Raw genomic sequence first — 26,590 nt, 5'->3', positions numbered from 1 at the left:
GCGTGAGTGATGGTCAGATGGCGTTCAGGCCGTGCCCGGCGAAGACGGCGCGGGCGGCGGCCACCTGCTCGGGTGTCGGGGAGGGGGTGTCGGCGAGCGCGAAGTCCTGGCCCAGGGCCTCGTACTTGGCGGCGCCCAGCTTGTGGAACGGCAGCACGTCGACCCGGGAGACGTTGCCGAGCGAGGCGGCGAAGCCGGCCACGCCGTCGACGTTCTCCACCGGGTCGGTCAGTCCTGGCACCAGGACGAAGCGCACCCAGACCTCCTTGCCGAGCTCGGCCAGCCGCCGGGCGAAGTCCAGCGTCGGGTCCAACTGCCGTCCGGTGACCTTGCGGTAGAGCTCCCGGTCCCAGGACTTGATGTCCAGCAGCACCAGGTCGACGTCGGCCAGCAGCGCGTCGGTGGCCCGGGCGCCGAGGAAGCCGGAGGTGTCCAGGGCGGTGTGCAGGCCGAGTTCGTGCTTGAAGCGGTGGAACAGCTCCCCGGCGAAGACCGGTTGGAGCAGCGGTTCGCCGCCGCTGATGGTGGCGCCGCCGCCGGAGGCCCGGATGAAGGTGGTGTACTTCGCGGCCTCGGCCAGTACCTCGTCGGCACTGGTGCGCTTGCCGTTGCGCATCTTCATGGTGTCGGGGTTGTGGCAGTACAGGCAGTTCAGCGGGCACCCGGCGAGGAAGGTGACGAAGCGGGTGCCGGGGCCGTCCACACCGGTGGAGAGGTCCCAGGAGTGCACCGATCCGGCGGGCGCGCCGATCGGGATGTCGGTGCCGAGCATGACGGCCATGGCAGGACCTCCTGAGTCTGGCTACAGCGAGCCGTGGAAGGTTCGGTTGAGCACGTCGAGCTGCTGCTCGCGGGTCAGCCGGACGAAGTTGACCGCGTAGCCGCTGACCCGGATGGTCAACTGGGGGTAGTTCTCCGGGTGTTTCATGGCATCCAGCAGGGTGTCGCGGTTCAGCACGTTGACGTTCATGTGGAAGCCGTCGGAGGCCATGTAGCCGTCCAGCACCCCGGCCAGATTGCGGATCCGCTCCTCCGGCGTCCGGCCGAGCGCGTCCGGGGTGACGGTGTTGGTGAGCGAGATGCCGTCCTCGGCGTCCTGGTACGGCAGCTTGGCGACCGACAGGGCGCTGGCCACGTAGCCGTGGCTGTCCCGGCCGTTCATCGGGTTGGCGCCCGGGGAGAACGGCTCGCCGGCCCGGCGGCCGTCGGGGGTGTTGCCCGTCTTCTTGCCGTAGACCACGTTCGAGGTGATGGTCAGCACCGACTGGGTGTGCTCGGCGCCCCGGTAGGTCGGGTGCTTGCGGATCTTCCGCATGAACTCCTCGACCAGCCAGACCGCGATCCCGTCGACCCGGTCGTCGTTGTTGCCGTACGCCGGGTACTCGCCCTCGATCAGGTAGTCGGTCACCAGGCCGGTCTCGTCCCGGACCGGGCTGACCTTGGCGTACTTGATCGCGGAGAGCGAGTCGGCGGCGACCGAGAGACCGGCGATGCCGCAGGCCATCGTGCGCCGGATGTCGCGGTCGTGCAGCGCCATCTCGATCCGCTCGTAGGCGTACTTGTCGTGCATGAAGTGGATGACGTTCAGCGCGTGCACGTAGGTCTCGGCCAGCCACTCCATCTGCTGGTCGAAGCGGGCCAGCACCTCGTCGTAGTCCAGCACCTCGCTGGTGATCGGTCCCGACTCCGGGCCGACCTGGGCGCCGGACTTCTCGTCCCGGCCGCCGTTGACCGCGTAGAGCAGGGTCTTGGCGAGGTTCACCCGGGCGCCGAAGAACTGCATCTGCTTGCCGACCGCCATCGCCGAGACGCAGCAGGCGATCGCGGTGTCGTCACCGAACCGGGGGCGCATCAGCTCGTCCGACTCGTACTGCACGCTGGAGGTGTCGATCGACACCTGGGCGCAGAACTCCTTGAAGCCCTGCGGTAGTTGCGGCGACCAGAAGACCGTCATGTTCGGCTCGGGGGCCGGGCCGAGGTTGTACAGGGTCTGCAGGTAGCGGAACGACGAGCGCGTCACCAGCGGGCGGCCGTCCTCGCCGATGCCGCCGATCGACTCGGTCACCCAGGTCGGGTCGCCGGAGAACAGCTCGTCGTACTCGGGGGTGCGCAGGAAGCGGACGATCCGCAGCTTGACGATGAAGTCGTCCACCAGCTCCTGGGCCTGCTCCTCGGTCAACAGCCCGCCGGAGATGTCCCGTTGGAGGTAGACGTCGACGAAGGTGGAGGTCCGCCCCAGCGACATCGCTGCGCCGTTCTGTTCCTTCACCGCCGCCAGGTAGGCGAAGTACAGCCACTGGATCGCCTCCCGGCCGGTGGTCGCCGGTCCCGAGATGTCGTAGCCGTAGGAGGCCGCCATCTGCTTGAGCTCGCCCAACGAGCGGATCTGCTCGGCGAGTTCCTCGCGCGCGCGGATCACCTCCTCGAGCCTGCCCGGGTCATTCGGCATCCTGTCCAGCTCGGCCTTCTCGGCCAGCTTGACCTCGATCAGCCGGTCCACGCCGTACAGCGCGACCCGGCGGTAGTCGCCGATGATCCGGCCCCGGCCGTAGGCGTCCGGGAGGCCGGTGACGATGCCGGCCTTGCGGGCGGCCCGGATCTCCGGGGTGTAGGCGTCGAAGACGCCCGCGTTGTGGGTCTTGCGGTACTCGGTGAAGACCTTCTCCAGCTCGGCGGAGACCGGGTAGCCGTACGTCTCCAGGGCACCGGCCACCATCCGCCAGCCGCCGTAGGGCATGATCGCCCGCTTCAGCGGGGCGTCGGTCTGCAGGCCGACGATCAGCTCCCGGTCCCGGTCGATCCAGCCCGGCGCGTGCGCGGTGATGGTCGAGGGGATGTCGTACGCGACGTCGAAGACGCCCTTGGCGCGCTCCTCGGGGAACCGGTCGGTGATCCTCTTCCAGACCGCCGTGGTGCGCTCGGTCGGGCCGGCCAGGAAGGAGCTGTCACCCAGGTAGGGCGTGTAGTTCTGCTGGATGAAGTCGCGGACGTCGATGCTGTCCCGCCACAGCCCGCCCTTGAAGCCGTCCCAGGCTCCGCTCTGCGGCTTCTCGATGTACTGGGTGCTCATGGTCTGCTGCTCCCGCTTCGGATCGATGCCCGATAGCTATATTGTGAATCCATTCACAAAGCCACACGGGCTCGGAAAGTCCTGTTTCGAAGGGACCTTCGTCCCGGCTCAGATGTGGTCCCCGTAGTACGCCTGCCGCATCAGCTGCTGCATGTCGGCCAGCATCGGCATCCGGGGGTTGGCGGGCGCGCACTGGTCCTCGTAGGCGTACATCGCCTGCTGCGGCAGCGCCGTCAGGAAGGCCGTCTCGTCCACGCCCGCGTTCTTGAAGGACTGCGGGATGCCCACCCTGTCGCGCAGCTGCTCGACCGCCACGGCCAGCGACTCGACGCCCTGCTCGGGGGTCTCGGCGGCCAGGCCGAGCATCCTGGCGATCTGCTGGAAGCGCTCCGGAGCCACGTAGCTCTGGTACTTGGGCCAGCTGGTCACCTTGGACGGGGCGGCGCCGTTGTAGCGGATCACGTGCGGCAGCAGGATCGCGTTGGTCCGGCCGTGCGCGACGTGGAAGGTGGCGCCCAGGGTGTGCGCCATCGCGTGCACCACGCCCAGGAAGGCCGAGCCGAAGGCCATGCCGGCGATCGTCCCGGCGTTGTGCATCTTCTCCCGGGCCACCGGGTTGGCAGGCCCGTTGACGACGGCCTCCTCGAGGTTCTCGAAGATCAGCCGGATGCCCTGCAGCGCAAGACCATCGGTGAAGTCGTTGGCGTAGACCGAGACATAGGTCTCGATGCAGTGCGTCAGCGCGTCGAAGCCGGAGTCGGCGGTGACGGCCTTCGGCAGGTCGGTGGTCAGTGCCGGGTCGCAGATCGCCACGCTCGGGGTCAGCGCGTAGTCCGCCAGCGGGTACTTCTGGCCGGTCTCCGAGTCGGTGATCACCGCGAACGGGGTGACCTCCGAGCCGGTGCCCGAGGTGGTCGGGATGCAGACCAACTTGGCCTTCTCGCCCAGGTCCGGGAAGGTGAAGGCGCGCTTGCGGATGTCGAAGAACTTCTCCTTCAGGTCCGCGAAGACGGTCTCCGGGTGCTCGTACATCAGCCACATCACCTTGGCCGCGTCCATCGGCGAACCGCCGCCGAGCGCGATGATGGTGTCCGGCTGGAAGCCACGCATCAGCTCGGCGCCCTTCTCCACCGTGTCGATGCTCGGGTTCGGTTCGACGAAGTCCAGCACCCGGATCTCGACCGGCTCGGTCCGCCGGTTCAGGATCGACCTGACCCGCTCCAGGTGTCCGATCTCCACCATGGTCCGGTCGGTGACGATGACCACCTTGCGGGCCCCGCGCATGTCGGCCAGGTACTTGATGGAGTTGCGCTCGAAGAAGACCTTCGGCGGGATCTTGAACCACTGCATGTTGGTGTTGCGCCGCCCGATCCGCTTGATGTTGACGAGGTTGAGCGCGGTGACGTTGCCGGAGACCGAGTTGGCCCCGTACGAGCCGCAGCCGAGCGTCAGCGAGGGCATGAAGGCGTTGTAGACATCGCCGATGCCGCCCTGCGAGCTGGGTGCGTTCCAGATGATCCGGCAGGCCTTGACCGCGTGGCCGAACTCCTCGGCGAAGGCCTCGTCCTCGGTGTGCACGGCGGCCGAGTGGCCCAGGCCGTGGAACTCCACCATCTCGGTGGCCAGCTTGAGGCCCTGCTTGCGGGTGTCCGCCTTCAGCACCGCCAGTACCGGGCAGAGCTTCTCCCGGGTCAGCGGCTCGTCCGGACCGACGAAGTCGACCTCGGCCAGGATGATCGAGGTGTCCGCCGGGACCTCGAAGCCGGCCCCCTCGGCGATCGCCACCGGCGACTGCCCGACCACGGCCGCGTTCAGCTTGGCGCCCGCGCAGTTCCGGTCCTCGCCGACGCCGAAGATGTACTGCTCGAGCAGCGCCTTCTCGGCCTTGCTGGCCAGGTGCGCCTTGAGCTTGCGGAACTCGCCGAGCGCCGGGCCGTAGATCTCCTGATCCAGGATCACCGCCTGCTCGGAGGCACAGATCATCCCGTTGTCGAAGGACTTGGAGACCACCACGTCGTTGACCGCGCGCTTGAGGTTCGCGCTCTTCTCGATGTACGCGGGCACGTTCCCCGCGCCGACCCCCAGCGCCGGCTTGCCGCAGCTGTACGCCGCCTTGACCATCGCGTTGCCGCCGGTGGCCAGGATGGTGGCCACGCCCGGGTGGTTCATCAGCGCCCCGGTGGCCTCCATCGAGGGCGTCTCGATCCACTGCACGCAGTGCGCCGGAGCGCCGGCCGCGACCGCCGCGTCCCGGACGATCCGGGCCGCCTCGGCCGAACAGCGCTGTGCGGCGGGGTGGAAGCCGAAGACGATCGGGTTGCGGGTCTTCAGCGCGATCAGTGCCTTGAAGATGGTGGTGGAGGTCGGGTTGGTCACCGGGGTGACACCCGCGACCACACCGACCGGCTCGGCGATCTCCACGATGCCGTCGATGTCGTCCCGGCGGATCACGCCGACCGTCTTCATGGCGGCCATCGAGTGCGTGACGTGCTCGCAGGCGAAGATGTTCTTGACGGCCTTGTCCTCGAACACCCCCCGCCCGGTCTCCTCGACCGCCAGCACGGCGAGCCGGGTGTGCGCCGCGAGCGCGGCCAGCGAGGCCTTCTTGACGATGTGGTCGATCTTCTCCTGGGTGAACCCGGCGTACTCCTGCAGGGCCTTCTGTCCGTTGCCGACCAGGATGTCCACCGCTGTGGCGGCGTCGGAGGGGGCCGGAGTCCCGGCTGCTGCGGCTTGCTGGCGGGCCATCTCGTTCACCTCGGGGGAACGGTGCTGCGTGGCGCTCCGGCGGCGTTGCAGGAGCGGCTGACAGCTCCACCCTCCGTCTGAGGCGGATGAGTCGGCTACGGCCCTAGGATCGAAGTCGAGGGGGACCAAAGGCCCAACGGCCGGGTGCCGTAAGGGCCGGGAGAAGTGCGGCCGCGGTCGCGCCCACTCCGCCGTCCGGGTGAGCGGCCCGCCCCGGGGTGCGGAGCGTCGTGGCCGGTGAAAGATTGGTGGCAGCCCGTCATCCGACCGATCGGAGGAGGAGACATGGGCATTCTGGACAGACTCCGGCACAAGGCCCACGAGAACGCGGACCCGGCCGAGCGGCAGCGGCTCGCCCACGACGAGGCGGCCGACGCCTTCCCCGACACCGCCGTACGCAGCGCCATGCACAAGGCGGAGCCCACCGAGGAGGATCGCCGGGCGGCCGAGGAGATGACCGCCGAGGGCGATCCCTGGGACTGACGCACCGAAGCAATGGGGCACCTCCGCCATCGGAGGTGCCCCATTCGCATGCCCGGCTCTCAGCGCGGCGGCAGCGGCGGGCGGCGCAGGTCGGGCCGGGGCGCGTCCGGCGGCGGGGGAGTGGCCGCCGGGTGCTCGGCCAGCAGCTCCAGCGCCAGCCGGACGGCGGCCTCCAGCTCGGTGTGCAGCGCGGCCGCCCACTCGTGCGGGCCGCGCACCACCTGTACGTCCGGCGCCACCCCGTGGTTCTCCACCGACCAGCCGATGCCGCCGGTGAACCAGGAGGCGTTCTTCGGCACCGAGATCTGGGTGCCGTCGCCCAGGGTGTGACGGCCGGTCATGCCGACCACCCCGCCCCAGGTCCGGCTGCCCACCACCGGGCCGAGGCCGAGCAGTTTGATGGCGGTGATGATCACGTCGCCGTCCGAGCTGGTGGCATGGTCGGCCAGCGCCACCACCGGGCCGCGCGGTGCGTCCTTCGGGTAGCGGACCGGATGGCGGCCGCGGCTGTGGTCCCAGGCCAGCACCCGGCGGCTGAGCTTCTCCAGCACCAGCTCGGAGACGTTGCCGCCGGCGTTCCCCCGGACGTCCAACACCAGGGCGGGGTGGTCGAGTTCACGCCGCAGGTCGCGGTTGAACTGGGCCCAGCCGGAGCCGCCGAGATCCGGGATGTGCAGATAGCCGCACCGGCCGTCGCTCAACTCCCGTACCAGGCTTCGCCGTCGGGTCACCCAGTCCTGGTAGCGGATCGGCCGCTCGTCGGTCAGCGGGGTGACCGCGATCCGCCGCATGGTGGCCCCGTCGGCGGAGCGGAAGGTGAGCTCGACGGTGGTGCCGCCGGTGCCCACGAGCAGCGGGGCGGGGCCGCGCAGCGGGTCGGCCGACCGGCCGGAGACGGCCACGAACTCGTCGCCGTCGCGCAGCCCGTAGCCCGCCAGCGGGGCGCGGGCGCGCGGGTCGGAGGACTCGCCGGGCAGGATCCGCTCGACCAGCCAACGGCCGTCCGGGGCACGGTGGATGTTGGCGCCGAGCAGCCCGAGCGGCTGGCCGGCCGGGGCCGGGCCCTCGCTGCGCCGGGACGCGGAGACGTAGGCATGCGAGGTGCCCAGCTCGCCGAGCAGCTCCCGGAGCAGGTCGGCGAAGTCGTCGGGGCTGGCCACCCGGTCCACCAACGGGGCGTACTGCTCGACCAGTTCGGGCCAGTCCAGGCCGCACATCCCGGCGTCCCAGAACTGGTCCCGGACGATCCTGGCCGCCTCCCGGTACGCCTGGCGCCACTCCTGCGCCGGGTGCACGGTGTGCGTGATCCGGCGCAGGTCGACGGTCAACGGCTGGCTTCCGGAGGGGAGTTGGAGCAGGCGTAGGGTGCCGGAGGAGAACACCAGGACCGAGCGGCCGTCGCCGGAGACCGAGTAGCCGTCCAGCTGTTCGGCGACGGTGGTGCGGGTGCCCTGCGCCAGGTCGAAGTACTCCAGCGCCGGGCGGCCCGAGGTGTCGGCGGGGTTGGCGAAGGTCTGGCCGAGCGCGCCCGCGATCGGCCAGCGCAGCCAGAGCAGGCCGCCCCGGGCGGCCGAGGTGGCCGAGTACTTGGAGGCGATCACCGGGAACGGCACCAGCCGGGTCGACAGGCCCTGCGGGTCGACCGTCACGGTGCCGTCGCCGCCGGTCTGCTCCGGGTCCAGGCCGACCGGGGGCCGGCCCTCGGCCGGGGCGGCGAAGGGTGACGGGGTGTCGGCCGCCAGGGGCACCAGGTACGGGCGGCAGCCGAGCGGGAAGGACATGTCGCCGGTGTGCACGTCGTGCACCGGGTCGAAGCCGCGCCAGGAGAGGAAGACCAGGAAGCGGCCGTCCCGGGTGAAGACCGGGTGCTCGTCCTCGAACCGGCCGCCGGTGACGTCGATGGTCTGCGCAGGATCGGCCACCCGGGCCAGCTGGATCGAGCGCAGCGAGCGGCCGGCCACCGGCTGGGACCAGGCCAGCCACTGCGAGTCCGGCGAGAAGGCCGCGCTGCCGACCGGGCCGTACCGGGAGCTGGCCGCCTCGGTGACGGTGCCGTCGGCGGTGGCCACCAGCAGCAGCCGGCCGTCCGAGGTGACCACGGCGAGGGTCTGGCCGTCCGGCGCGGCGGTCAGTTCGAGCACCCGGCCGAGCTGTCCTGCGGCGATCCGGCGCGGCGGGGTCTCCGGTCCGCCCCGGCTGGGGACGTGGGCCAGCTCGATCGCGTCGGCGCCCTCGGCGTCGGTGACCCAGGCGAGCTGCCCGCTGTGGCCGAGCAGGACCGGCAGCCTGGTCCGCACCCCCGGGGTGTCGGCCAGCACCCGGGCCGGGCCGTCCCGGTGGGTGAGCCAGTACAGGCTGCCGCGCACCGTGATCGCGCTGGCCCGGCCGGTGGAGTCGCAGGCCAGATCCTTGACCTGACTGGCCGTCGGCACCTGGTACGGGCGGCGGCCCGAGCGCGAGCCGCCGAGCGGGACGTCCAGTCGGCGCGGGTGCGGGTGGTCCAGGCTGTCCAGCAGCCAGAGGTCGCCCGCGTGCTGGTAGACGATCCGGGTGCCGTCGCCGGCCGCCTCGCGGGCGTAGTACGCGGCGTGGTCGGTGTGCCGGCGCAGGCCGGTGCCGTCGGGGCGGCAGGAGTAGAGGTTGCCGACGCCCTCGTGGTCGGAGAGGAAGGCGACCCTCGGGTCATGGGGCGGGCCGATGAGCATCGGGGAGGCCAGGTGGCCGGGGTGGTCCGGGAGCAGCTGGGTGGTGCCGAGCCAGAGCCGGCCGGTGGCGCCGCCCCGGTAGCGCTTCCAGGCGGCGGGTTCGTGCGGGGCGGCGGCGGTGAGCAGCACGGTGTGCAGGGCGTCCTGCTGGGCGTCGCTGATCGGGCCCCAGGGCATCCGGCGGCCGGGCGAGCCGTCCGGGGGCAGCGCCCAGGCCCAGGTGTAGTGGGCGAACGGCTCCCCGTACGAGGTCAGGGCGAGCAGTTCGCCGTCCGGCAGCCAGCCGCGCACCCGGGTGTCCTGGCTGCCCCAGTGGGTCAGCCGGGTGGCCTGGCCGCCGTCCGAAGGGGCGGTCCACACCTCGGGGATGACGGTGAGCCAGCTGGTCCAGGCGATGGTGGCGCCGTCCGGGGAGAGCCGGGGGTCGCTGACCCGGGTCCGGTCGCAGCTCACCCGCCAGGCCCGGCCGACCGTGCCGTCCGGGGCCAGCGGGGCGGCCCAGACATCGTCCTCGGCGGTGAAGGTGAGCAGGCTGCCGCGCAGGTGCGGGTACCTGAGATAGCCGGGCTCGGTCACCCCTCCATGCAACGGGCGCCCCGGGCGGGTCGCAACCGGGGTTGCTCCTCACGGACCGTCAGCCCGGCCATTGGTCGAGACCATTGACACCCGTGCGGCGGAGCCGGTTCAGTGGTCCAGTCCAATCCGTGCTCCCCACACCGAGCCTCCCCCCGAGGCGAGTTGGACGACCCCCACAGATCGAGGCAGGAGCATCCCCCACATGCGAACTCCCCGAACCACCAGAAGAGTGGTCGCCGCCGCGACCGCCTGGAGCACGGCCGCGGCTGGCGCCGTCGCCCTCAGCTTCACCCTGGCCCCGACCGCGAGCGCCAGCGAGTTCCTCGGCAACGGCGGCTTCGAGACCGGCAGCGTCTCCCCGTGGAGCTGCACCGGCGGGCTCGGCAGCGTCACCAGCCAAGCCAGGACCGGCAGTTACGCGCTGGCCGGGGCCGCTTCGGCGAGCGACTCGGCCAAGTGCAGCCAGACCGTCACGGTCAAGCCCAGCACCACGTACCAGCTGACCGGCTGGGTCAAGGGCGCGTACGTCTACCTGGGCGTGGACGGCGGCACCAGCACCTGGACCCCGAGCACCGGCGGTGCCTTCCAGAAGCTCTCCGTCAGCTTCACCACCACCGCCTCGCAGACCAGCGCCACCGTGTACACCCACGGCTGGTACGGCCAGGGCACCTACTACGCCGACGACCTCTCACTGGACGGCCCCGGCGCGCCGAGCCCCTCGCCGAGCGGCACCGTGGTCACCGACCCGCCGCCGTCCCCCTCGGTCTCCGCCTCGCCGTCGGCCTCCGCTTCGGCCTCGCCGTCCCCGTCTCCCTCCACCTCGCAGTCGCCGACCGCGCCGCCGAACGGCCTGCCCGCGCACGCGCTGGTCGGCTATCTGCACGCCAGCTTCGCCAACGGCGCCGGCTACACCAAGGTCGCCGACATCCCGGACTCCTGGGACGTCATCAACCTCTCGTTCGGCGAGCCGACTTCGGTGACCTCGGGCGACATCCGGTTCAACCGCTGCCCGGCCACCGAGTGCGCCGGGGTGGAGTCGGACGCCGACTTCAAGGCGGCGATCGCGGCCAAGCAGGCCAAGGGCAAGAAGGTGCTGATCTCGATCGGCGGCCAGAACGGCCAGGTCCAGCTCACCACCACGGCGGCCCGGGACACCTTCGTCAGCTCGGTCTCCGCGATCATCGACAGGTGGGGCCTGAACGGCCTGGACATCGACTTCGAGGGCCACTCGCTGTCGCTGAACACCGGGGACACCGACTTCAAGAACCCCACCTCGCCGGTGGTGGTCAACCTGATCTCGGCGCTGAAGACGCTCAAGGCCAAGTACGGCCAGAACTTCGTGCTGACCATGGCCCCGGAGACCTTCTTCGTCCAGCTCGGCTACCAGTACTACGGCTCCGGCCCCTGGGGCGGCCAGGACCCGAGGGCGGGTGCCTATCTGCCGGTGATCTACGCGATGCGGGGCGACCTCACCCTGCTGCACGTCCAGGACTACAACTCCGGCTCGATCATGGGCCTGGACAACCAGTACCACTCGATGGGCGGCGCCGACTTCCACGTCGCGATGACCGACATGCTGCTCAAGGGCTTCCCGGTGGCGGGCAACACCGCCAACATGTTCCCCGCGCTGGCCGCCTCCCAGCTCGCCATCGGCATGCCGGCCACCACCAACGCCGGTAACGGCTACGTCAGCCCGACCGAGGTCAACAAGGCCCTGGACTGCCTGACCAAGCTCACCAACTGCGGCACCTACGTCCCGCGCAGCGGGGCCCAGCCCAACCTGCGCGGCCTGATGACCTGGTCGATCAACTGGGACCAGTACAACGGGGTCCGGGAGTTCTCGAAGAACTTCGACAGCTACTTCGGCTGACCGAGCTGAGAACGAAGGAAGGCCCCCACCGTGAGGTGGGGGCCTTCCGACCGTCTGTGCGCCGCCAGGGACTCGAACCCCGGACCCGCTGATTAAGAGTCAGCTGCTCTAACCAACTGAGCTAGCGGCGCGTGCTGACGAAGAGAACATTACCTGGTCAGCAGCGGAAAGCAGAAATCAGTTCCCCCAGGGGGTGATCACCGCCTTGCCCCGGACGTGACCGTCCTCCACCAGGCGGTGGGCCTCGGCGGCGCGGGACAGCGGGAAGGTCGCGGCGATCTCCAGCCGGAGTGCGCCGGACTCCCAGAGCTCGGTCAGCTCGGCCAGCCGGGTGGCGGTGCGCGGGCCGCGCAGGGCGGTCAGGCCGAGCCGCTGGGCGCCGGGGTAGTCGACGATGGTGCCGATCCGGGACCGGTCGGGGACCAGCTCGAGCGAGGCTTCCAGGGCGCCCCGCCCGGCCGCGTCCAGTGCGGCGTCCACGCCGTCGGGTGCCAGCTTGCGGACCCGGTCGGCCAGGCCCTCGCCGTACGTGACCGGGATCGCGCCGAGCTCGCGCAGGTAGGCGTGGTTGCGCTCGCTCGCGGTGCCGATCACGGTGGCGCCCCAGGCCCGGGCCAGCTGGACGGCTACCGTGCCGACCCCGCCCGACGCGCCGTGGATCAGCACCGTGTCGCCCCGGCCGACCTTCAGCTCGGTCAGTGCGACGTGCGCGGTCTGCGCGGAGGCGGAGAACGACCCGGCCTCGGCCCAGCTCATCGCGGCGGGCTTGGCCACCAGCTGGGCGCTGTCCACCGTGACGTGCTGGGCGTGGCAGTTCAGCAGCCGGAAGCCGAGCACCTCGTCGCCCACCTCCCAGCCGAAGCTGCCCGCGCCGAGCTGCTCGACCACCCCGGCGAACTCGTTGCCCGGGATCGCCGGGTACGTGATCTCCGCGCCCGGCGGGCTCCAGCCGGCCCGGACGGCGGTGTCGGCCGGCTGGATACCGGCCGCCAGCACCCGGATCAGCACCTCGCCCGGGCCCGCTACGGGCACCGGCAGCTCCGCCACGTACAGCACCTCGGGGCCACCGGGCTCGTTGAACATCGACGCCAGCATGGGACCGCTCCTCTTGGTTCGTCGGCTTCTGCCGCCCACTCTCGATGTTCAAGTGCGCTTGAAGTCAAGTACCCGGCGGCGCGCCGGAGCACGGCTTGGCGCATTGTCAGATTTATCCTGACCCGAGGGTCCGTCAGAACCGAGAGGACGTCACTCCGTGGCTCAGCTGTCACTGCTCTTCCTGGTGCTGCTCGCCTCGGTGGTGACCATCCCGGTGGCCCGGCTCAGCCGAGTGCCGCAGCCGGTGCTGATGACCGCGATCGGGCTGCTGTTCGCCTGGCTGCCGCAGGTGCCGGACATCACCGTCAACCCCGAGCTGATCCTGCCGCTGGTGCTGCCACCGCTGATCTTCGCGGTGGCCCGGCGCTCCTCGGTCCGGTACTTCCGGGCCAACATCCGCTCGATCCTGCTGCTCGCGGTCGCCCTGGTGATCGTCACCACCACGGTGGTGGCCGGGGTCTTCCACTGGCTGATGCCCACCCTCCCGCTGGCGGCCGCCGTCGCCCTCGGGGCGCTGGTCTCGCCGCCCGACCCGGTCGCGGCCGTCGCGGTGGCGGGCAGCGTGGGACTGCCCCGGCGGCTGGTCGCGGTGCTGGAGAGCGAGGGCCTGTTCAACGACGTGACCGCGATCGTCATCTACTCGGTGGCCGTCGAGGCGGTGGTGACCGGGGACTTCTCGGGGAGCCAGGCGGCGCTGCGGTTCGTGCTCTCGGCGGTGGTCGCGGTGGTGGTCGGGATCGCGCTGGGCTGGCTGAACGCCAAGCTGGCCGGTCTGCTCGAGGACCCGACCCAGCAGGTCGCACTCAACCTGCTGGTGCCGTTCGCCGCCTACGTGCTGGCCGAGGAGATCCACGGCTCCGGCGTGCTGGCCGTGGTGGTCTGCGCGCTCTACCTGGCGGACCGGGCGGCCGACGCCGACGACGTGGCGTACCGGCTGGTCGGCAACGCCTTCTGGGAGATCGTCGAGATCCTGATCACCGGCGTCGCGTTCGGGCTGATCGGGCTGGAGCTGGCCCCGCTGATGGAGGAGGTCAGGGACAGCTGGCACGGCATGGTGGGTGACGCGGCCTGGGTGGTCGGCGCGCTGGTGCTGGTCCGGTTGCTCTGGCTGCTGCCGGCCGCCTGGATCTCCAAGCGGGTCAGCCGGGCGGACGAGGACACCCCGATCAGCTGGCGGGAGACCGTGGTGCTCTGGTGGTCCGGGATGCGCGGGGTGGCGACGGTCGCGCTGGCGCTCGGCATCCCGCTCACCATCGACGGCGGCGCGGCCTTCCCCGGGCGGGACGAGATCATGGTGGTCGCCTTCGCGGTGGTGCTGTTCACCCTGCTGGTCCAGGGTCTGACGCTGCCTCTGGTGGTCAGGATGCTCGGCCTCGGCGGCGCGGCGGACGCGCACGAGGAGGCGGTCAAGCAGCTGTGGTGGCGGGCTGCCAAAGCCGGGCTGACCCGGCTCGGCGAGCTGGAGGACGAGCGCGACCTGCAGCCCGAGGTGGTCGAGCGGCTGCGGGAGCGTCAGCACGACCGGCTGGCCAGGCTCTGCCCGGAGAGGTACGCCGAGGAGGAGGCGCAGGAGGCCAGGGAGCGGTTCGTCCAGTGGCAGGCCGCCGCCGACCTCGAGCAGGAGATGATCGCCGCCTCCCGCCGCGAGGTGCTCGCCGCCCGGGGCGAGCTCGGCGGCGACCCGGAGATCGCCGACCAGGTGATGCGCAAGCTCGACCTGCGCTCCCGGCGCAAGTGACCGGCAGGGGTGGAACCGACGAAGTGTCCGTGACCGCAGGTGGCGGCGAGGGTGACGGTCCGCCAGGGCGGTTAGGCTGGCCCGGGCAGGCCGTCAACGGAGTCGGCGCACCACACCTGTACTACCGCCGGACCTCGCGTCACCCTCCCGCTGGGCCCTGCCGGTACTCACAACCGGATGACTTCGAGGAGCAACCGATGACGGCGCTGAACCGCACCCCCCTGGACCGGCTGCCGCAGTGGACGGCACTGGCCAAGCACCGGGAGGAGTTCGGTGACACCCACCTGCGCGAGCTGTTCGCGGCCGACCCCGGCCGCGGGGCCGAGTACACGCTGCGGGTCGGCGACCTGCTGGTGGACTACTCCAAGCAGCTGGTGACCGGCCAGACCCTGAGCCTGCTGCGGGAGTTGGCGGCCGCCACCGGCGTCGCCGAGCTGCGCGACGCGATGTTCCGCGGCGAGAAGATCAACATCACCGAGGACCGGGCCGTCCTGCACACCGCCCTGCGCGCCCCGCGCGGCGCGGTGGTCGAGGTGGACGGCGAGAACGTGGTGCCCGCCGTGCACGCGGTGCTGGACCGGATGGCCGCCTTCGCCGACAAGGTCCGCTCCGGCGAGTGGACCGGACAGACCGGCAAGCGGATCAGGAACATCGTCAACATCGGCATCGGCGGCTCCGACCTCGGCCCCGCGATGGCGTACGAGGTACTCCGCTCCTACTCCCAGCGCGACCTGACGGTGCGTTTCGTCTCCAACGTGGACGGCGCGGACCTGCACGAGGCGGTCCGCGACCTGGACGCCGCCGAGACGCTGTTCATCGTGGCGTCCAAGACCTTCACCACGATCGAGACCATCACCAATGCCACCTCGGCCCGCGAGTGGCTGCTCGGTGAGCTGGGGGCCGGCCAGGAGGCGGTCGCCAAGCACTTCGTGGCGCTCTCCACCAACGAGGCCGGGGTGGCCGACTTCGGCATCGACGTGGCCAACATGTTCGAGTTCTGGGACTGGGTCGGCGGCCGTTACTCCTTCGACTCGGCGATCGGCCTCTCGCTGATGATCGCGATCGGACCGGACCACTTCCGCGAGATGCTGGCCGGCTTCCACCTGGTCGACGAGCACTTCCGCACCGCGCCCGCGGAGGAGAACGTCCCGCTGCTGCTCGGCCTGCTGGGCGTCTGGTACGGCGCGTTCTTCGACGCCCAGGCGCACGCGGTGCTCCCGTACTCGCACTACCTGGCCCGCTTCACCGCCTACCTCCAGCAGCTCGACATGGAGTCCAACGGCAAGTCGGTGGACCGCGAGGGCAACCCGGTGGACTGGCAGACCGGCCCGGTGGTCTGGGGCACCCCCGGCACCAACGGCCAGCACGCCTACTACCAGCTGCTGCACCAGGGCACCAAGGTGATCCCGGCCGACTTCATCGGCTTTGCGAAGCCGGTCGCCGAGCTGAGCCCGGCGCTGGCCGCCCAGCACGACCTCTTGATGGCCAACTTCTTCGCCCAGACCCAGGCGCTGGCCTTCGGCAAGACCGCCGAGGAGGTCGCCGCCGAGGGCGTGCCCGCCGAGCTGGTCCCGCACAAGACCTTCAAGGGCAACCACCCGACCAGCACCGTGCTGGCCGCCGAGCTCACCCCGTCGGTGCTCGGCCAGCTGGTCGCGCTGTACGAGCACAAGGTGTTCGTCCAGGGCGCGGTGTGGAACATCGACTCCTTCGACCAGTGGGGCGTCGAGCTCGGCAAGGTGCTGGCCAAGCGGATCGAGCCGGTGCTGCTGACCGGCGAGGGTACCGAGGCGCTGGACAGCTCGACCGCCGCGCTGGTGGAGAACTACCGCTCGCTGCGCGGGCGCTGACGGACGGGTGGCCCTCCGCCTCGGCGGAGGGCTGTTCCGGCTGAGCACCCCTGGAAACGAAGGAAGGCCCCCACCGTGAGGTGGGGGCCTTCCGACCGTCTGTGCGCCGCCAGGGACTCGAACCCCGGACCCGCTGATTAAGAGTCAGCTGCTCTAACCAACTGAGCTAGCGGCGCCTGTCTGACGTGGAAAACATTAGCAGCGTGATCCGGCGGAACCAAAATCGGTTTCAGGCCTCGGTGGGCTCGGCCGGCGCCTTGGCCCGGGAGGCCCGGACGCAGGCCCAGAGCACGGTGGCGGCGCCCGGCAGCCAGGGCTCCCGGGAGTCCGGCGCGACGATCCAGCGACCGGCGCCCTGGCCGGGCGAGGCCGGGGCGTCCACCATCCGCTGGATCGGCGGCACGGTCACCGCGTCGCCCTGCCCGTGGCAGAGCAGTGGCGGCACCTCGCGGGCCCACTCCTCCCAGGCCAGCAGGGTACGGAGCCGGGGCGCCGCGCCCGGCTGGACGAACAGCAGGGTCCGCCCCCGGAAGGAGGCGACCGGACCGCAGCCCGGGCCGGTGGCCCAGAGTTCGTCCAGCACGGCGCGGCCGAACAGGGCCGGCATGCTGATCACGTCGAAGGCCCGCCCGCAGGGCAGGACGGTCGGCGCCCAGGGGCGTGACTCCCAGAGGGCGCGCATACTGCGCGGGTACTCACTCGCGGAGGCCAGCCAGGACTCCCCGGCCACGGTGACGTACTCCACGGATTGATACGTCCAGATGTCCACGGGCAGCAGACTGGCCCGGCCGGGGTGAGCCGCGCCGGGAAAGTGACGTTCGGCGGACAGCGGGCGGGGGAGGGGCGTACCCTTCCCGCCTGCATATGCCAGAGGCGTGTCGAAGGGCCTAGTGCTGCTCGCCGCTGTGCTGCTGCCGGATCAGGGTGCGGCCGTACTCGACCATCCTGGCCGCGTAGTCCGGCGTCCAGTCGATCCGGGTGGCGATCTCGGCCGGCGAGAGCGCGTCGAACCGGCGGGTGTCCGCGAGCTGGGCGGCGGCGATCGCCTGGAAGTCGGCGGCCCGCTCGGCGGCGACCCGGAAGGCCAGGGTCAACTCGGTGGAGCGGCGGAGCAGTTCGGCCGGGTCGTCGATCGACTCCAGATCGAAGAACCGTTCCTCCTCGGGCTCCGCAGCCGTCGGCTCGAACAGCAGCTGGGCCGGGCGCAGGCGGCGCGGCGGCGGGGTCTCGGCGGTGGGCGGAGTGCTGCTCGGCTCGCCAGCGGAGGAACCGGACTGCGCCGGGAGTGGCGGTACGGCTTCGCGGTCGACCGGCTGGGCGGACACCGGCGGATGGCGGTCGGGCATGGGGAGACACCTCCGAGATGGCGGGTGAGGGGGCTGCCGTCCATTGTCGCGCGGGAACGGCCGGTAACGGAACGGTGCACGTGCAGGCGCTATTCCCCGGCCGCGCGCCCCCGTCAGTGGACCTGTACCCGGTGCTCGTTCAACTGGGCCAGCACCGCGTGGTTGGCCTCCCAACCGTCCGGGAACTTCATCGTCACCCCGAGCTGGACCGGCTCGGTCGCCGGATGCTCGTCCAGCAGCTCCGGGATACCGGCCCTGGCCACCACGATGCAGGCGTGCCGGTGCCGGGACGCGAGCACACAGAGCCGCCCGGTCTCCAGGTGGAAGGCGGTGGCGTCCGGGCGGCCGGAGAGCGGGTGCAGCACGACGGTGACGTCGTACTCGCGGCCCTGCAGACGGTTCGCGGTGTCCACGGTGACGGCCGGGCCTGCCGAGCCGTCCACCGGCACGCCGAGCCGCAGCAGCTCGGCCCGGACGGCGGCCGCCTGGTCCCGGTGGGCGGTGCCGACCGCGATCCGGTCGGCGGTGAGCGGGGTGCTGCCCTGCTCCGAGTGGGCGGTCAGCCCCCGGGTGAGCAGCCGGTGCACGGTGGCGGCGGTGGCGGCCACCGCCTGCGGGTCGGTCCGCACGGTGTGCCGGGCGGGCAGCTCCAGCAGTGCCCAGCCGTGCTCGGCCGCCTCGTCGATCGCGGCGTCCAGCGCGGAGCCGTCCGGGGCGGTGGTGGTGGTGGTCAGCCGCCGGTCGTCCGGGCCGGTGCCGGAGCGGAACGGGGTGTACGGGTAGAAGGCGGCCGAGATCAGCGGCGCGGCGGAGTACGGCAGCCGCCAGGAGACCGGCAGGCGGTGCGGCCGGATCTCCGGGTTGTGCGCGAGCAGGGTGACCACCGCGCTGCTGGACGGGTCGTAGGACAGGCCCGCCCACTGGTCGGTGCCGACCACCGTGAACGGGTCCAGCTGGCCGGGGTCGCCGACGAACAGGGCCCGCTCGAACAGCCCGGCCACCGCGAGCAGCGCGTCCGAGCGCATCTGGTACGCCTCGTCCACGATCGCGTGCCGCCAGCGCGTCTCGGTCTTCACCCACTGCCACTTGGCGGCGGTGGAGATCACCACGTCCTGCTCCAGCAGGTCGCCGACCTTCGGCGCGGCGGTGACATTGGCGTACCGGGACAGCTCGGCGGCGGGCTTGCTGTCGGCGGCGTGCAGCCGACCGATCGTGAGGTCCGGGCCCTTCTCGGCCAACCGGGCGACCAGGTCGTCCACCTGACTGTTCGTCTGGGCCACGATCATCAGCTTCTCGCCGCCCGCCACCAGCTCCCGGGCGGCCCGCACCACCAGGGTCGACTTGCCCGCGCCGGGCGGTGAGTCGACCACCACCCCGCGCGGGGCGCCCGGGGCGGGGTGGACGGTGGCGGCCAGGATCGCGGCCACGGCGGAGTCGGCGGCGGCACCGGGATTCTGGTCGGGGCGCTCGTTGGTCGGACTGCTGGTCGGACTGATGGTCATGCCGGTGGTCATTCCCACTCTTCGGTGGCGGTAGGCGAACGATCGCTGCCGCCGGGCGGCCCGCCGTGCGTCCACGGCGTGTCGTCCGGCTCGGGGAGCGGGGCGGACTGGCGGGGCGTCAGCTCGAACAGGGTCAGCACGATCCGCTCCCCGGGCTCGGGCAGGCTGCCCGGCTCCGGCTCCTTCTTCCGGCCCATCCCGTTCAGCACCCGGACGGTGACGGTGCCTTCGGCCGGGTCGGACCCGACGATCACCGCCTCCTGGGCCGAGCTGTGGTTGGCCCGGTACACCTTGCGGCCCTGGTCGGCGTGCGGGCGGTCGGTGGTGCGGATCACCAGCAGCGGACGGGGCTTGGGCGAGCGGCCCGAGGTGTCGTACTCCGGGACCACCTCGGTGACCACCCCCGCGAACGCCTCGCCGGACAGCCGGTGCTCGGCCATCGCCAGCGGGTCGTCCAGCGCCTCGTGGACGTCCAGCCGGGCCTGCTCGCGCTCCCGCTGGGCCAGTTTGCGGGCGGCGGTGACGGCGTCGTCCTGCTTGGGCTGCGGGGGCTCGCCGGCCGCCAGCCGGTCGCGGTGACCGGTGTAGGACCAGCGGTCGCCCTCCCAGCGCTCGGCCAGGTGGGCGGCCGGGGGGAGGGCGCGGAGCAGGTCGAGGCCGCGCCAGACGTCCTGCCAGGTGGGCAGCAGCACCTGGAGCAGCACGGCGTGCAGCTCTTCGGTGGTCTGTTTCACCCGGAGGCGGGCCGGGTCGCTCTGGGTGGTTGCCAGTGCGGCCAGTGCGGTGTCGTGCCGGGTGATGGCCGGGGCCAGCACCCGGGCGTCGAAGGCCGGGTCGGTGGCGGGGCCGGCCGGTGGGTGGAGCAACTGGCCGGCGGCATCCCGCTCGGTCTCCACCCTGGTGGCCAGCTCGGCCCCGCCGATACCGAACGGCGGCCGGTGCCAGGCGAGTTGGGCACCGAGGTGCTGATCCTCCAGGTGGCTCTGGCCGGTCGCCCAGTGCCGGGACAGCAGCCCGGTCATCGGCAGCAGCAAGCTGGACCCCGGCACCTGGGCCCGCTCGGTCAGATGCGTCAGCCAGCGGCCCAGCAGCGGCACCCTGGTCGGCGCGGGGTAGGGCCCCGGGTCCGGATCCTCGGCGGTGCGGCGGAACCGGGTGGACCGGCCGAGCAGTGCCAGGTGCTGCACGGAACCGCTGTTCGGCACGATCAACTGGGGGGCGTCGGCGCAGAGTTCGCGGAAGGCCTGGGTCTTCTCGCCGGTCTCCGGGTCCTTCTCGGTGCGCTCGATCTGCTCGACCTCGGCGCCGTACGACTCCAGGTAGGGCACCAGCTCGGCGGCGAAGCCGGCCAGGAACTCGAAGCGCTGACTGCGGTTCAGCGGCTGCGGCACCAGGTGCAGCCGGGGCGCCGCCCGCTCGGTGCCGAGCAGCACCGCGAGCGGCGCCCCCGCCTCACCGGCGGCGGCCAGCGGGACCAGCACCATCGGCCGGTCGGACAGATGCCGGTGGCGGACGGTGGCCAGCGGCTCGGCGTGCCCGCTGCGGACGGCCTCCAGCCGGGCCAGGGTGGCGAGCAGGCTCACCGGCCGGCCCCGTTGGCCCCGTTGGCTGCGAGGGCTTCGGCGCGTAGGGCTGCCGCGTGCGCCAGCCGGGCGGCGGCCTCGCTGTCGGCCTGCGGGCCCTGGGCCGTGGCGGCCGCGAGCGCGGCGGTGACCGTCCGGAGGCTGCCCAACTCGCCCCGGACACCCCGGCCGAGCTGCTCCACCGCGTCCGCGCAGCGGGCCTGCGCCCGGCAGTGGAAACCCAGCTCGCAGGTGGAGAGGCAGTCCGGACTGTAGGCGGCCGGGACGGATTCGACGGACTCGGTGAGTGCGGCCACCGGGCGGGTCGGCGCCCCGGCCTGATCCGGTGCCAGGTCGAAGCTGGTGCCGGCCGGAAGGGCGTCGAGCAGCTGCTCGATCCCGGTCAGCCGGGCCAGCTGCCGGCGGGTGGTGGCCAGCTCGCGGCGGACGTCCACGGCGGTGGCCGTCGGCCGGTTGGTGAAGTCCCTCGGGCAGACCAGCAGCACACTCAGCTCGGGGCTGCCGGGGAACTCGTCGGTGGCGTACGGGGACTGATCGGCCGTCGTACCGGCCAGCCCGGCCGCCGTCTCCTGCAGCGCCAGCACGTACACCGCCGCCTGCCGGGCGGCTGCCCCGACCTTCGCCGGGTCGGCCGAGCCGTCGATGATCGGGAAGGACTTGATCTCCACCACCGTGCAGCGCCCGCCGTGCACCACCACTGCGTCCGGCTCCAGGTAGGCCGGGCTGCCCGCCACGGTGAGCCGGAACATCGGGTGGTCGAGCAGTGTCCAGCGCCCGGGATCGGCGGCGGCCTCGGCCAGCGCCTGAGCGGTCCGCTCGGCCCGGGTCGCGGGGGCCGAGCGCGGCAGCAGATCCGGCACCGCCAGCTCGACGCCCTCCGGCGGTGCGCCGAGCAGCCGACGGAGCGGCTCCAGCAGCGCCGCGTAGCCGTCGGCCTTGAGCCTGGCCTCGAAGACGTTCCCCCGGGTGATCGCGAACGGGGACTGCCCGAACGGTGCCGGATGCCCGAGCCGCTCGGCGACCGCGCCCTTGTCCACCCCCGCCGCGTCCAGCACCGCGCGACGGCGGCACCCCGGATTGGCCGCGAGCGCGGCCAGCGCCCGGGCGTCGAGGCTGCGCTGCGGCGCCGGGCCGCGCAGATCACGGAGCCGCCGCGCGACCGGCTCCGCCTGCCCGTAGGTCAAGACGTTCATGGTGCGGCCAAGTCTCGCACCCGGCACCGACAAACCACCCCGGAATGCGCTCCCCGGACCTTCCGGGGCCATCCGGACGCTGGACGGTTGACTCGAAGTGCCCGGGCTGTGAGGGATCATGGGGAGGTCGAAGCAGCCCCCTGTCTGCGAGGAGTCCGCTCATGCCCGCCCGTATCGTGCTTGTCCGGCACGGTGAGACCGCCTGGTCGGCCAGCGGTCAGCACACCGGCCGTACCGATGTCCCGCTCACCGAGGAGGGCCGCGGGATGGCCCTCGCCCTCGGGGCCCGGCTGGCGAAGGCTCCGTGGAACGGACTGCCGGACGCCACCGTCTACACCAGCCCGCTGTCCCGGGCCAAGGAGACCTGCGAGCTGGCCGGTTTCGGCGACCGGGCGACCGACCGGGACGAACTGCTGGAGTGGGACTACGGCCAGTACGAAGGGCGGACCGGCCCCGACATCCGGGCCACCGACCACCCCGGCTGGCTGATCTGGCGGGACGGCGTGCCCGGCGGCGAGAAGCTCGCCGACGTGGCGGCGCGGGTGGACGGCTTCCTCGCGGATCTCAACTCCGCACACGGGAAGCCGCATCCGGAGACCACCACCATGCACTGTGCCGACCACGACGTGGTGCTGTTCGCGCACGGGCACCTGCTGCGGATTCTGACGGCGCGTTGGCTGGGGCTCCCGCCGGAGTTCGCGCAGCGGTTCAAGCTCGGGACGGCGGCGCTGTCGGTGCTGTCCTGGGAGTACGGGGCGCCCGCGGTGGAGATCTGGAACGACCACAGTCACCTGCAGGGCTGAGCTGGCGTTCGGTTCGGGTCACTACGGAAGTGCCTGACCATTTACGTACGGATCACCTTTGTAGAGGTCGGCGCCGCCGTTCCCCGGGCCCCTGTCTTCCGATGCGTTTGCCGAAGTTCAAGCGGCCTCGTAGGTGGTGAGGAAGGTGGCCACCTCGGGGACGGTGCGGTGTGGGCGGAGGCGGTCTGCGGTGGCGGCGAGCATGCTGCGGATGCGGGCCGAGCGGACCTGGCCGAGCAGGGTGGCGGCGGCCGTGCCGTGGACTGCGGCGCCGGCCAGGTCGCCGAGGCCGAGGCGGTCGTGGGCCAGCTCTGCGGTGTAGAGGACCCGGTTGCGGACGAAGTGCGGCTCCTGCAGGGAGATCGCCCGGCAGACCCGTTCGGTGGCCCGGTCGAACTCGCCCAGCGCGGACCAGCACTGGGCTTCGAGGCCGGCGATCTCGGCTTCGCCGAAGAAGCTCATCCACTCCGGGTCGGCCTCCGACTCGCCGCGGTCGAAGAGCGTGTGCGCTCGCCCCAACGCCCGTTCGCAGGCGGCCCGGTCGCGCAGCAGTGCCCAGGCCCCGGCCTCCCGCATGACCAGCAGCGAGAGCAGCCGGTCGGAGTCCAGGTGCCGGGCTGCGGCCTGTCCGGCCTGGGCCGCCCGGAGTGCTTCCCGGGCCCGTCCGGCGTCCCGGGCCAGGAAGGCGCTGTTGGAGAAGACGTGCGCCTCCAGTGCCGCGTCGTCGGCCATCCGGGCGGTGGCGAGGGCCTCGGAGTAGAACGAGCGGGCGTCCGCCAGCCGGTCCGAGTCGTGGGCCAACCAGCCCACCGAGATGGCCAGTTCGCCGGCCCCGGACTGCAGCCGACGTTCGGTGGCGGCGCTGTACTCGCCGTCGTTGAGCATCACGTATGCGCCGCGCAGGGACTGACCGGCCAGTTCGAACAGGGCGTCCGCGCCGTGCACGTCGTCCAGCAACCGGATGTCGCGGACGGCCTGCTCGACACCGAGCACCTCGGCCGCGCCGACCCGGCGTGGGGGCGGCACGACCGGTGTCGCGGCCTGCGCGGGCAGGTCGAGGCCGAGCGCGGTCACCAGGGCGGTCGAACCGCCGTTCAGGAATGTACGGCGACGCACGTCGTCGTTCTCCTCGTCGGGATGGTACGAGTCGCCGAGCCGGTTCGGCCCGCCCGGCCCGAGCCTGGGGGTCGGGACTGACGGTGGGTCGGCCACCCGGCGGCGGACCGTCGTACGTGGGGTGAACCCGAGCTCGGACAGGGAGCGGCCCGGCCACATGTGCCGGAACACCCGCTCGTAGGCGTAGTTGGGACAACGGATCTCCCCGGCCTCCACCCGCCCGACGTAGCGGGCGTCGCAGGAGACGTGCTCGCCGATCTCCCGGGCGGCCCGGCGGATCGCGACCGCGAACTCGCCTGGGGAGAGGTCGCCGCGCAGGGCTCGCATGGCGGCGTTGGGGGTGAGGGGCCTCGTGGCTGCCATCTGATGCGCTCCGAGCTGGTGCGTCGGGGGTCGGTCCGTGGTGCGTCCGTCGTCGGTGCTGCCTGTGGTGCTGGTGGTGGTGCCGGTGGCCCGGGAGGGCCTCGATCCAGCGCAGACAGTACCGGCCGTCACAGACCGATCACGTCCAGTTGCGGGTCGATCTGCGGTCAATTGGCATTAAATCGGGCGCTGTTGCCGAGATCTGCCATGAAATGCCACGCCTTGCTGTACGTCGCCCCGTGGCCTTTCGGCCCGCCCGGCGTTGTCCTGATACGTGGAAGCCATCGCCGCGCCCCCACCGATCCGATCCTCCGATCGAGGGACTCCCGGCTTCCGACCTGACGAGGTGACAGGAGGGCCCCATGGCCACCGGACTTCCGCACTACCGACGCATCACGGCCGGAGCAGGCCGGGGCCTTCCCGGTCTCGTCCCGGCCCTGCACCCCGCGCTGCATCCCAGCTCGGGGGCGGGCGGGGCGGACCAGGAGCCCTCCAGCTTCGCCGTCGGTGGTGGCGGCCCCGGGGTGGGGCGGCCCGCCCCGGCGGGGTTCGACACCGTCACTGTCTCGGTCCGGCACGGCCTGGAGACGGTGGACATCCTCCGGCTCCGCCGGGCCTGCGGCACGGTGCACCAGAGCAGCGGAGGGTCGGCGATCGCGTTCCTGGTCCCCGCCGGGGTCGCCGGGCAGTGGCACCTGCCCGGGACCAGCTGTACGCCGGGGGCCAAGCAGCTCCCCGCGACCGACCCCCGCTGGGTGATGCCGCCCGCCGGGCCCGCCGCCGCAGCCCGGGCGACCGACCCCTGGGTGCTCCGCTCGGCCCTCTGTGAGGCGGCCTGCACCCTGACGGCGAGCGGCCTCGGCCCGTTCTGACCTGCGCCGTCGTCCTGCCACCGTTTCTCGCCCGCCCCGCCGGCCGCGGCAGTCGGCCCGCCCCGCCCGGCGATAATGGTCCCCATGGGACGCAGCAACCGGGCCGGTCGGGCTCGCACCGAGGCCGAGCCCGCCACGACGACCGCCCCCGCCGGGTCGCCCGGCGGTCGTACGCACGCGCAGGGGCCGCTGGCCCGTCCGGTCGCCTCCGGCCTGGCCGAGCTGATCCCGGACCGTGACCGCCCCTGCGCCTGGACGCTGCTGCTCGACGGAGCGCCGCAGTCCCTGGTCGACCTCGACGACCCGAGCCACCTGGGCTTCGAGTACCAGCGCCGCCTCGGCCACCTGATCGACCTCGCGGCCCCGCCCGGCAAGCCGATCACCGTGCTGCACCTCGGCGGTGGCGCCCTGACGCTGGCCCGCTACACCGCCGCCACCCGGCCGAGATCCCGTCAGCAGGTCGCCGAGATCGACCCCGAGCTGACCGAACTCGTGCGCGCCGAGCTGCCGTTGGAGCGCAGCTGGCAGATCAAGGTCCGCGGCGCCGATGCGCGGGCGGTGCTCGAACGGACCCCAGAAGCCTCCGTCGACCTGGTGATCGCCGACATCTTCTCGGGTGCCAGGACCCCGGCCCACTGCGCGACGGTCGAGTTCGCCACGCTGGCCGCCCGGGCGCTCGCCCCCGGTGGCCGGTACGCCGTCAACATCGCCGACGGCGGGGCGCTGAGCTTCGCCCGCTCCCAGGTCGCCACCCTGCTGGCGGTGTTCCCGGAGGTCTGCCTGACGGCCGATCCGGCGGTGCTGCGGGGCAAGCGGTTCGGCAACCTGATCCTGACCGCTGCTCACCAGCCGCTGCCGCTGGACGAGTTGGGCCGTCGGGTGGCTTCCGACTCCTACCTCGGCCGGATCGAACACGGCCGCCCGCTGGCCGACTTCACCGCCGGGGCCGCCCCGGCCACCGACGCCACGGCGGCACCGTCCCCGGCGCCCCCGCCGGGCGTCTTCCGCTGACCTGCCTGGCCCGATCCGACCTGACCCGACGTCGGCTGCCCGGTGGCCGCCGATCAGTGCCCGCTGGGGATGCCCCGGTGCTTGTACATCGCCGCCCCGGTGAGCAGCAGCCCGGCCGCGATCGGCACCAGGACGGCGGTGAGCTTGCCCTCGGTCTCCACCGGGGCGGCGGTGGCCAGGGTCAGCTCCGGTGGGACGGTCTCCCAACTGCCTTCCACCAACTGGAGGTCGGCGCTCCGGGCGACCGTCGCGGCCCGGTCCGGAGCGGCGGCGGTGACCGCCGCCGGCTGCCCGACCACCGCCGGGCGCAGCGCGGCAGTGGCCACCAACGGAGTGTCCGCCGCCGGTGTCTCGGCGCCCCCGCTGGACCGGGAGGCCCGGGGTTCGCCGTCCCCCCGGGGCTGCGGCGGTACGGCGGGCAGCAGGACGGCCGCGATGGCGAAGGCGTCCGGCACCGTGGTGGCCTGACCGGGCAGCGGCAGTCCGTCGCTCCTGATCCGGTCCTGCAGGGCGCGGCCCACCGTGGCGGTCTGCTGTTCCAGCACGGGCACGGTCGCCCCGGTCAGGCGGCCCAACAGCTCCGGGGCGTCGGCCTGGTTGACCGTTGTCCCCGGCCCCGCTCCGGGCCCGGACGCTCCTGACACTCCGGGTCGCCGCTCGGGCCTT

General features: G+C 72.2%; 19 protein-coding genes and 2 tRNA genes. 7 read left to right on the top strand and 14 right to left on the bottom strand.

From position 1 onward, the window contains the following. Nucleotides 1–13: 13 nt before the first annotated feature. From pflA to adhE, 3 genes are all read right to left on the bottom strand, one after another. The gene (gene pflA / locus ACXJMZ_RS13035; protein ID WP_457030175.1) at nucleotides 14–781 is read right to left on the bottom strand and encodes a pyruvate formate-lyase-activating protein; all 768 of its coding nucleotides are present in this window, start codon (nucleotides 779–781) and stop codon (nucleotides 14–16) included. 21 nt (nucleotides 782–802) lie between these two features. Next, nucleotides 803–3,070, bottom strand: a complete 2,268-nt coding sequence (gene pflB, locus ACXJMZ_RS13030) for a formate C-acetyltransferase (protein ID WP_457030174.1) — start codon at nucleotides 3,068–3,070, stop codon at nucleotides 803–805. 108 nt (nucleotides 3,071–3,178) lie between these two features. After that, nucleotides 3,179–5,818: a bifunctional acetaldehyde-CoA/alcohol dehydrogenase gene (adhE, locus tag ACXJMZ_RS13025; protein ID WP_457030173.1), complete on the bottom strand. Its 2,640-nt coding sequence runs from the start codon at nucleotides 5,816–5,818 to the stop codon at nucleotides 3,179–3,181. Between the two features lie 285 nt (nucleotides 5,819–6,103). Here adhE and ACXJMZ_RS13020 point away from each other — a divergent pair, with 285 nt between their 5' ends. After that, entirely contained in the window at nucleotides 6,104–6,301 is a 198-nt protein-coding gene (locus ACXJMZ_RS13020) for a hypothetical protein (RefSeq protein WP_457030172.1), read from the top strand. A gap of 59 nt (nucleotides 6,302–6,360) precedes the next feature. On the opposite strand, the gene ACXJMZ_RS13015 is transcribed toward ACXJMZ_RS13020, so the two are convergent. Next, complete coding sequence (locus ACXJMZ_RS13015) at nucleotides 6,361–9,582, bottom strand: S41 family peptidase (RefSeq protein WP_457030171.1); 3,222 nt, start codon at nucleotides 9,580–9,582, stop codon at nucleotides 6,361–6,363. Nucleotides 9,583–9,784: 202 nt separating this feature from the next. On the opposite strand from ACXJMZ_RS13015, the gene ACXJMZ_RS13010 reads away from it, so the two are divergent. Then, nucleotides 9,785–11,452, top strand: coding sequence for a chitinase (locus ACXJMZ_RS13010; RefSeq protein ID WP_457030170.1), 1,668 nt, complete (start codon nucleotides 9,785–9,787; stop codon nucleotides 11,450–11,452). Nucleotides 11,453–11,509: 57 nt separating this feature from the next. Here ACXJMZ_RS13010 and ACXJMZ_RS13005 read toward each other — a convergent pair. Further along, nucleotides 11,510–11,583: transfer RNA gene (locus tag ACXJMZ_RS13005), tRNA-Lys, on the bottom strand. Nucleotides 11,584–11,629: 46 nt separating this feature from the next. After that, nucleotides 11,630–12,547: an NADP-dependent oxidoreductase gene (locus tag ACXJMZ_RS13000; RefSeq protein ID WP_457030169.1), complete on the bottom strand. Its 918-nt coding sequence runs from the start codon at nucleotides 12,545–12,547 to the stop codon at nucleotides 11,630–11,632. Nucleotides 12,548–12,704: 157 nt separating this feature from the next. Between ACXJMZ_RS13000 and ACXJMZ_RS12995 the strand changes: the two genes are divergently transcribed. Together ACXJMZ_RS12995 and pgi are read left to right on the top strand one after the other, a co-directional pair. After that, nucleotides 12,705–14,285 (top strand): Na+/H+ antiporter, encoded by a 1,581-nt coding sequence (locus ACXJMZ_RS12995; protein WP_457030168.1) that lies wholly within the window; start codon nucleotides 12,705–12,707, stop codon nucleotides 14,283–14,285. Nucleotides 14,286–14,482: 197 nt separating this feature from the next. Beyond that, the gene (pgi, locus tag ACXJMZ_RS12990; RefSeq protein ID WP_457030167.1) at nucleotides 14,483–16,135 is read left to right on the top strand and encodes a glucose-6-phosphate isomerase; all 1,653 of its coding nucleotides are present in this window, start codon (nucleotides 14,483–14,485) and stop codon (nucleotides 16,133–16,135) included. Nucleotides 16,136–16,237: 102 nt separating this feature from the next. On the opposite strand, the gene ACXJMZ_RS12985 is transcribed toward pgi, so the two are convergent. The 6 genes from ACXJMZ_RS12985 to ACXJMZ_RS12960 all read right to left on the bottom strand — a co-directional run bounded on the left by ACXJMZ_RS12985 (nucleotide 16,238) and on the right by ACXJMZ_RS12960 (nucleotide 21,759). Beyond that, a tRNA-Lys gene (locus tag ACXJMZ_RS12985) sits at nucleotides 16,238–16,311 on the bottom strand. Nucleotides 16,312–16,364: 53 nt separating this feature from the next. Further along, a complete protein-coding gene (locus tag ACXJMZ_RS12980; protein WP_457030166.1) occupies nucleotides 16,365–16,904 on the bottom strand; it encodes a bifunctional DNA primase/polymerase in 540 nt (179 codons plus the stop codon). 118 nt (nucleotides 16,905–17,022) lie between these two features. Continuing rightward, nucleotides 17,023–17,343 (bottom strand): hypothetical protein, encoded by a 321-nt coding sequence (locus tag ACXJMZ_RS12975; RefSeq protein WP_057237847.1) that lies wholly within the window; start codon nucleotides 17,341–17,343, stop codon nucleotides 17,023–17,025. A gap of 251 nt (nucleotides 17,344–17,594) precedes the next feature. Continuing rightward, the gene (locus ACXJMZ_RS12970) at nucleotides 17,595–18,995 is read right to left on the bottom strand and encodes a helicase (protein ID WP_457030165.1); all 1,401 of its coding nucleotides are present in this window, start codon (nucleotides 18,993–18,995) and stop codon (nucleotides 17,595–17,597) included. After that, complete coding sequence (locus ACXJMZ_RS12965) at nucleotides 18,992–20,566, bottom strand: hypothetical protein (protein ID WP_457030164.1); 1,575 nt, start codon at nucleotides 20,564–20,566, stop codon at nucleotides 18,992–18,994. The genes ACXJMZ_RS12970 and ACXJMZ_RS12965 overlap by 4 nt, the downstream gene beginning before the upstream one ends. Beyond that, complete coding sequence (locus tag ACXJMZ_RS12960; protein WP_457030163.1) at nucleotides 20,563–21,759, bottom strand: hypothetical protein; 1,197 nt, start codon at nucleotides 21,757–21,759, stop codon at nucleotides 20,563–20,565. Before ACXJMZ_RS12960 ends, ACXJMZ_RS12965 begins: the two co-directional genes overlap by 4 nt. Before the next feature lie 161 nt (nucleotides 21,760–21,920). On the opposite strand from ACXJMZ_RS12960, the gene ACXJMZ_RS12955 reads away from it, so the two are divergent. After that, the gene (locus ACXJMZ_RS12955; RefSeq protein WP_057237744.1) at nucleotides 21,921–22,562 is read left to right on the top strand and encodes a histidine phosphatase family protein; all 642 of its coding nucleotides are present in this window, start codon (nucleotides 21,921–21,923) and stop codon (nucleotides 22,560–22,562) included. A gap of 117 nt (nucleotides 22,563–22,679) precedes the next feature. Here ACXJMZ_RS12955 and ACXJMZ_RS12950 read toward each other — a convergent pair whose 3' ends face one another. Next, complete coding sequence (locus ACXJMZ_RS12950; protein ID WP_457030162.1) at nucleotides 22,680–24,041, bottom strand: tetratricopeptide repeat protein; 1,362 nt, start codon at nucleotides 24,039–24,041, stop codon at nucleotides 22,680–22,682. Between the two features lie 362 nt (nucleotides 24,042–24,403). On the opposite strand from ACXJMZ_RS12950, the gene ACXJMZ_RS12945 reads away from it, so the two are divergent. Together ACXJMZ_RS12945 and ACXJMZ_RS12940 are read left to right on the top strand one after the other, a co-directional pair. Then, complete coding sequence (locus ACXJMZ_RS12945) at nucleotides 24,404–24,913, top strand: hypothetical protein (RefSeq protein WP_457030161.1); 510 nt, start codon at nucleotides 24,404–24,406, stop codon at nucleotides 24,911–24,913. Nucleotides 24,914–24,997: 84 nt separating this feature from the next. Further along, a complete protein-coding gene (locus ACXJMZ_RS12940; protein ID WP_457030160.1) occupies nucleotides 24,998–25,924 on the top strand; it encodes a spermidine synthase in 927 nt (308 codons plus the stop codon). Nucleotides 25,925–25,977: 53 nt separating this feature from the next. Here the strand turns inward: ACXJMZ_RS12940 and ACXJMZ_RS12935 are convergent, their stop codons facing one another. After that, nucleotides 25,978–26,568: a hypothetical protein gene (locus ACXJMZ_RS12935; protein WP_457030159.1), complete on the bottom strand. Its 591-nt coding sequence runs from the start codon at nucleotides 26,566–26,568 to the stop codon at nucleotides 25,978–25,980. Between the last annotated feature and the right edge of the window lie 22 nt (nucleotides 26,569–26,590).

Source organism: Kitasatospora sp. P5_F3, assembly GCF_054049135.1.
Note: the sequence above shows the minus strand (reverse complement) of the source record. Positions and strands in the feature narration are given on the sequence as shown.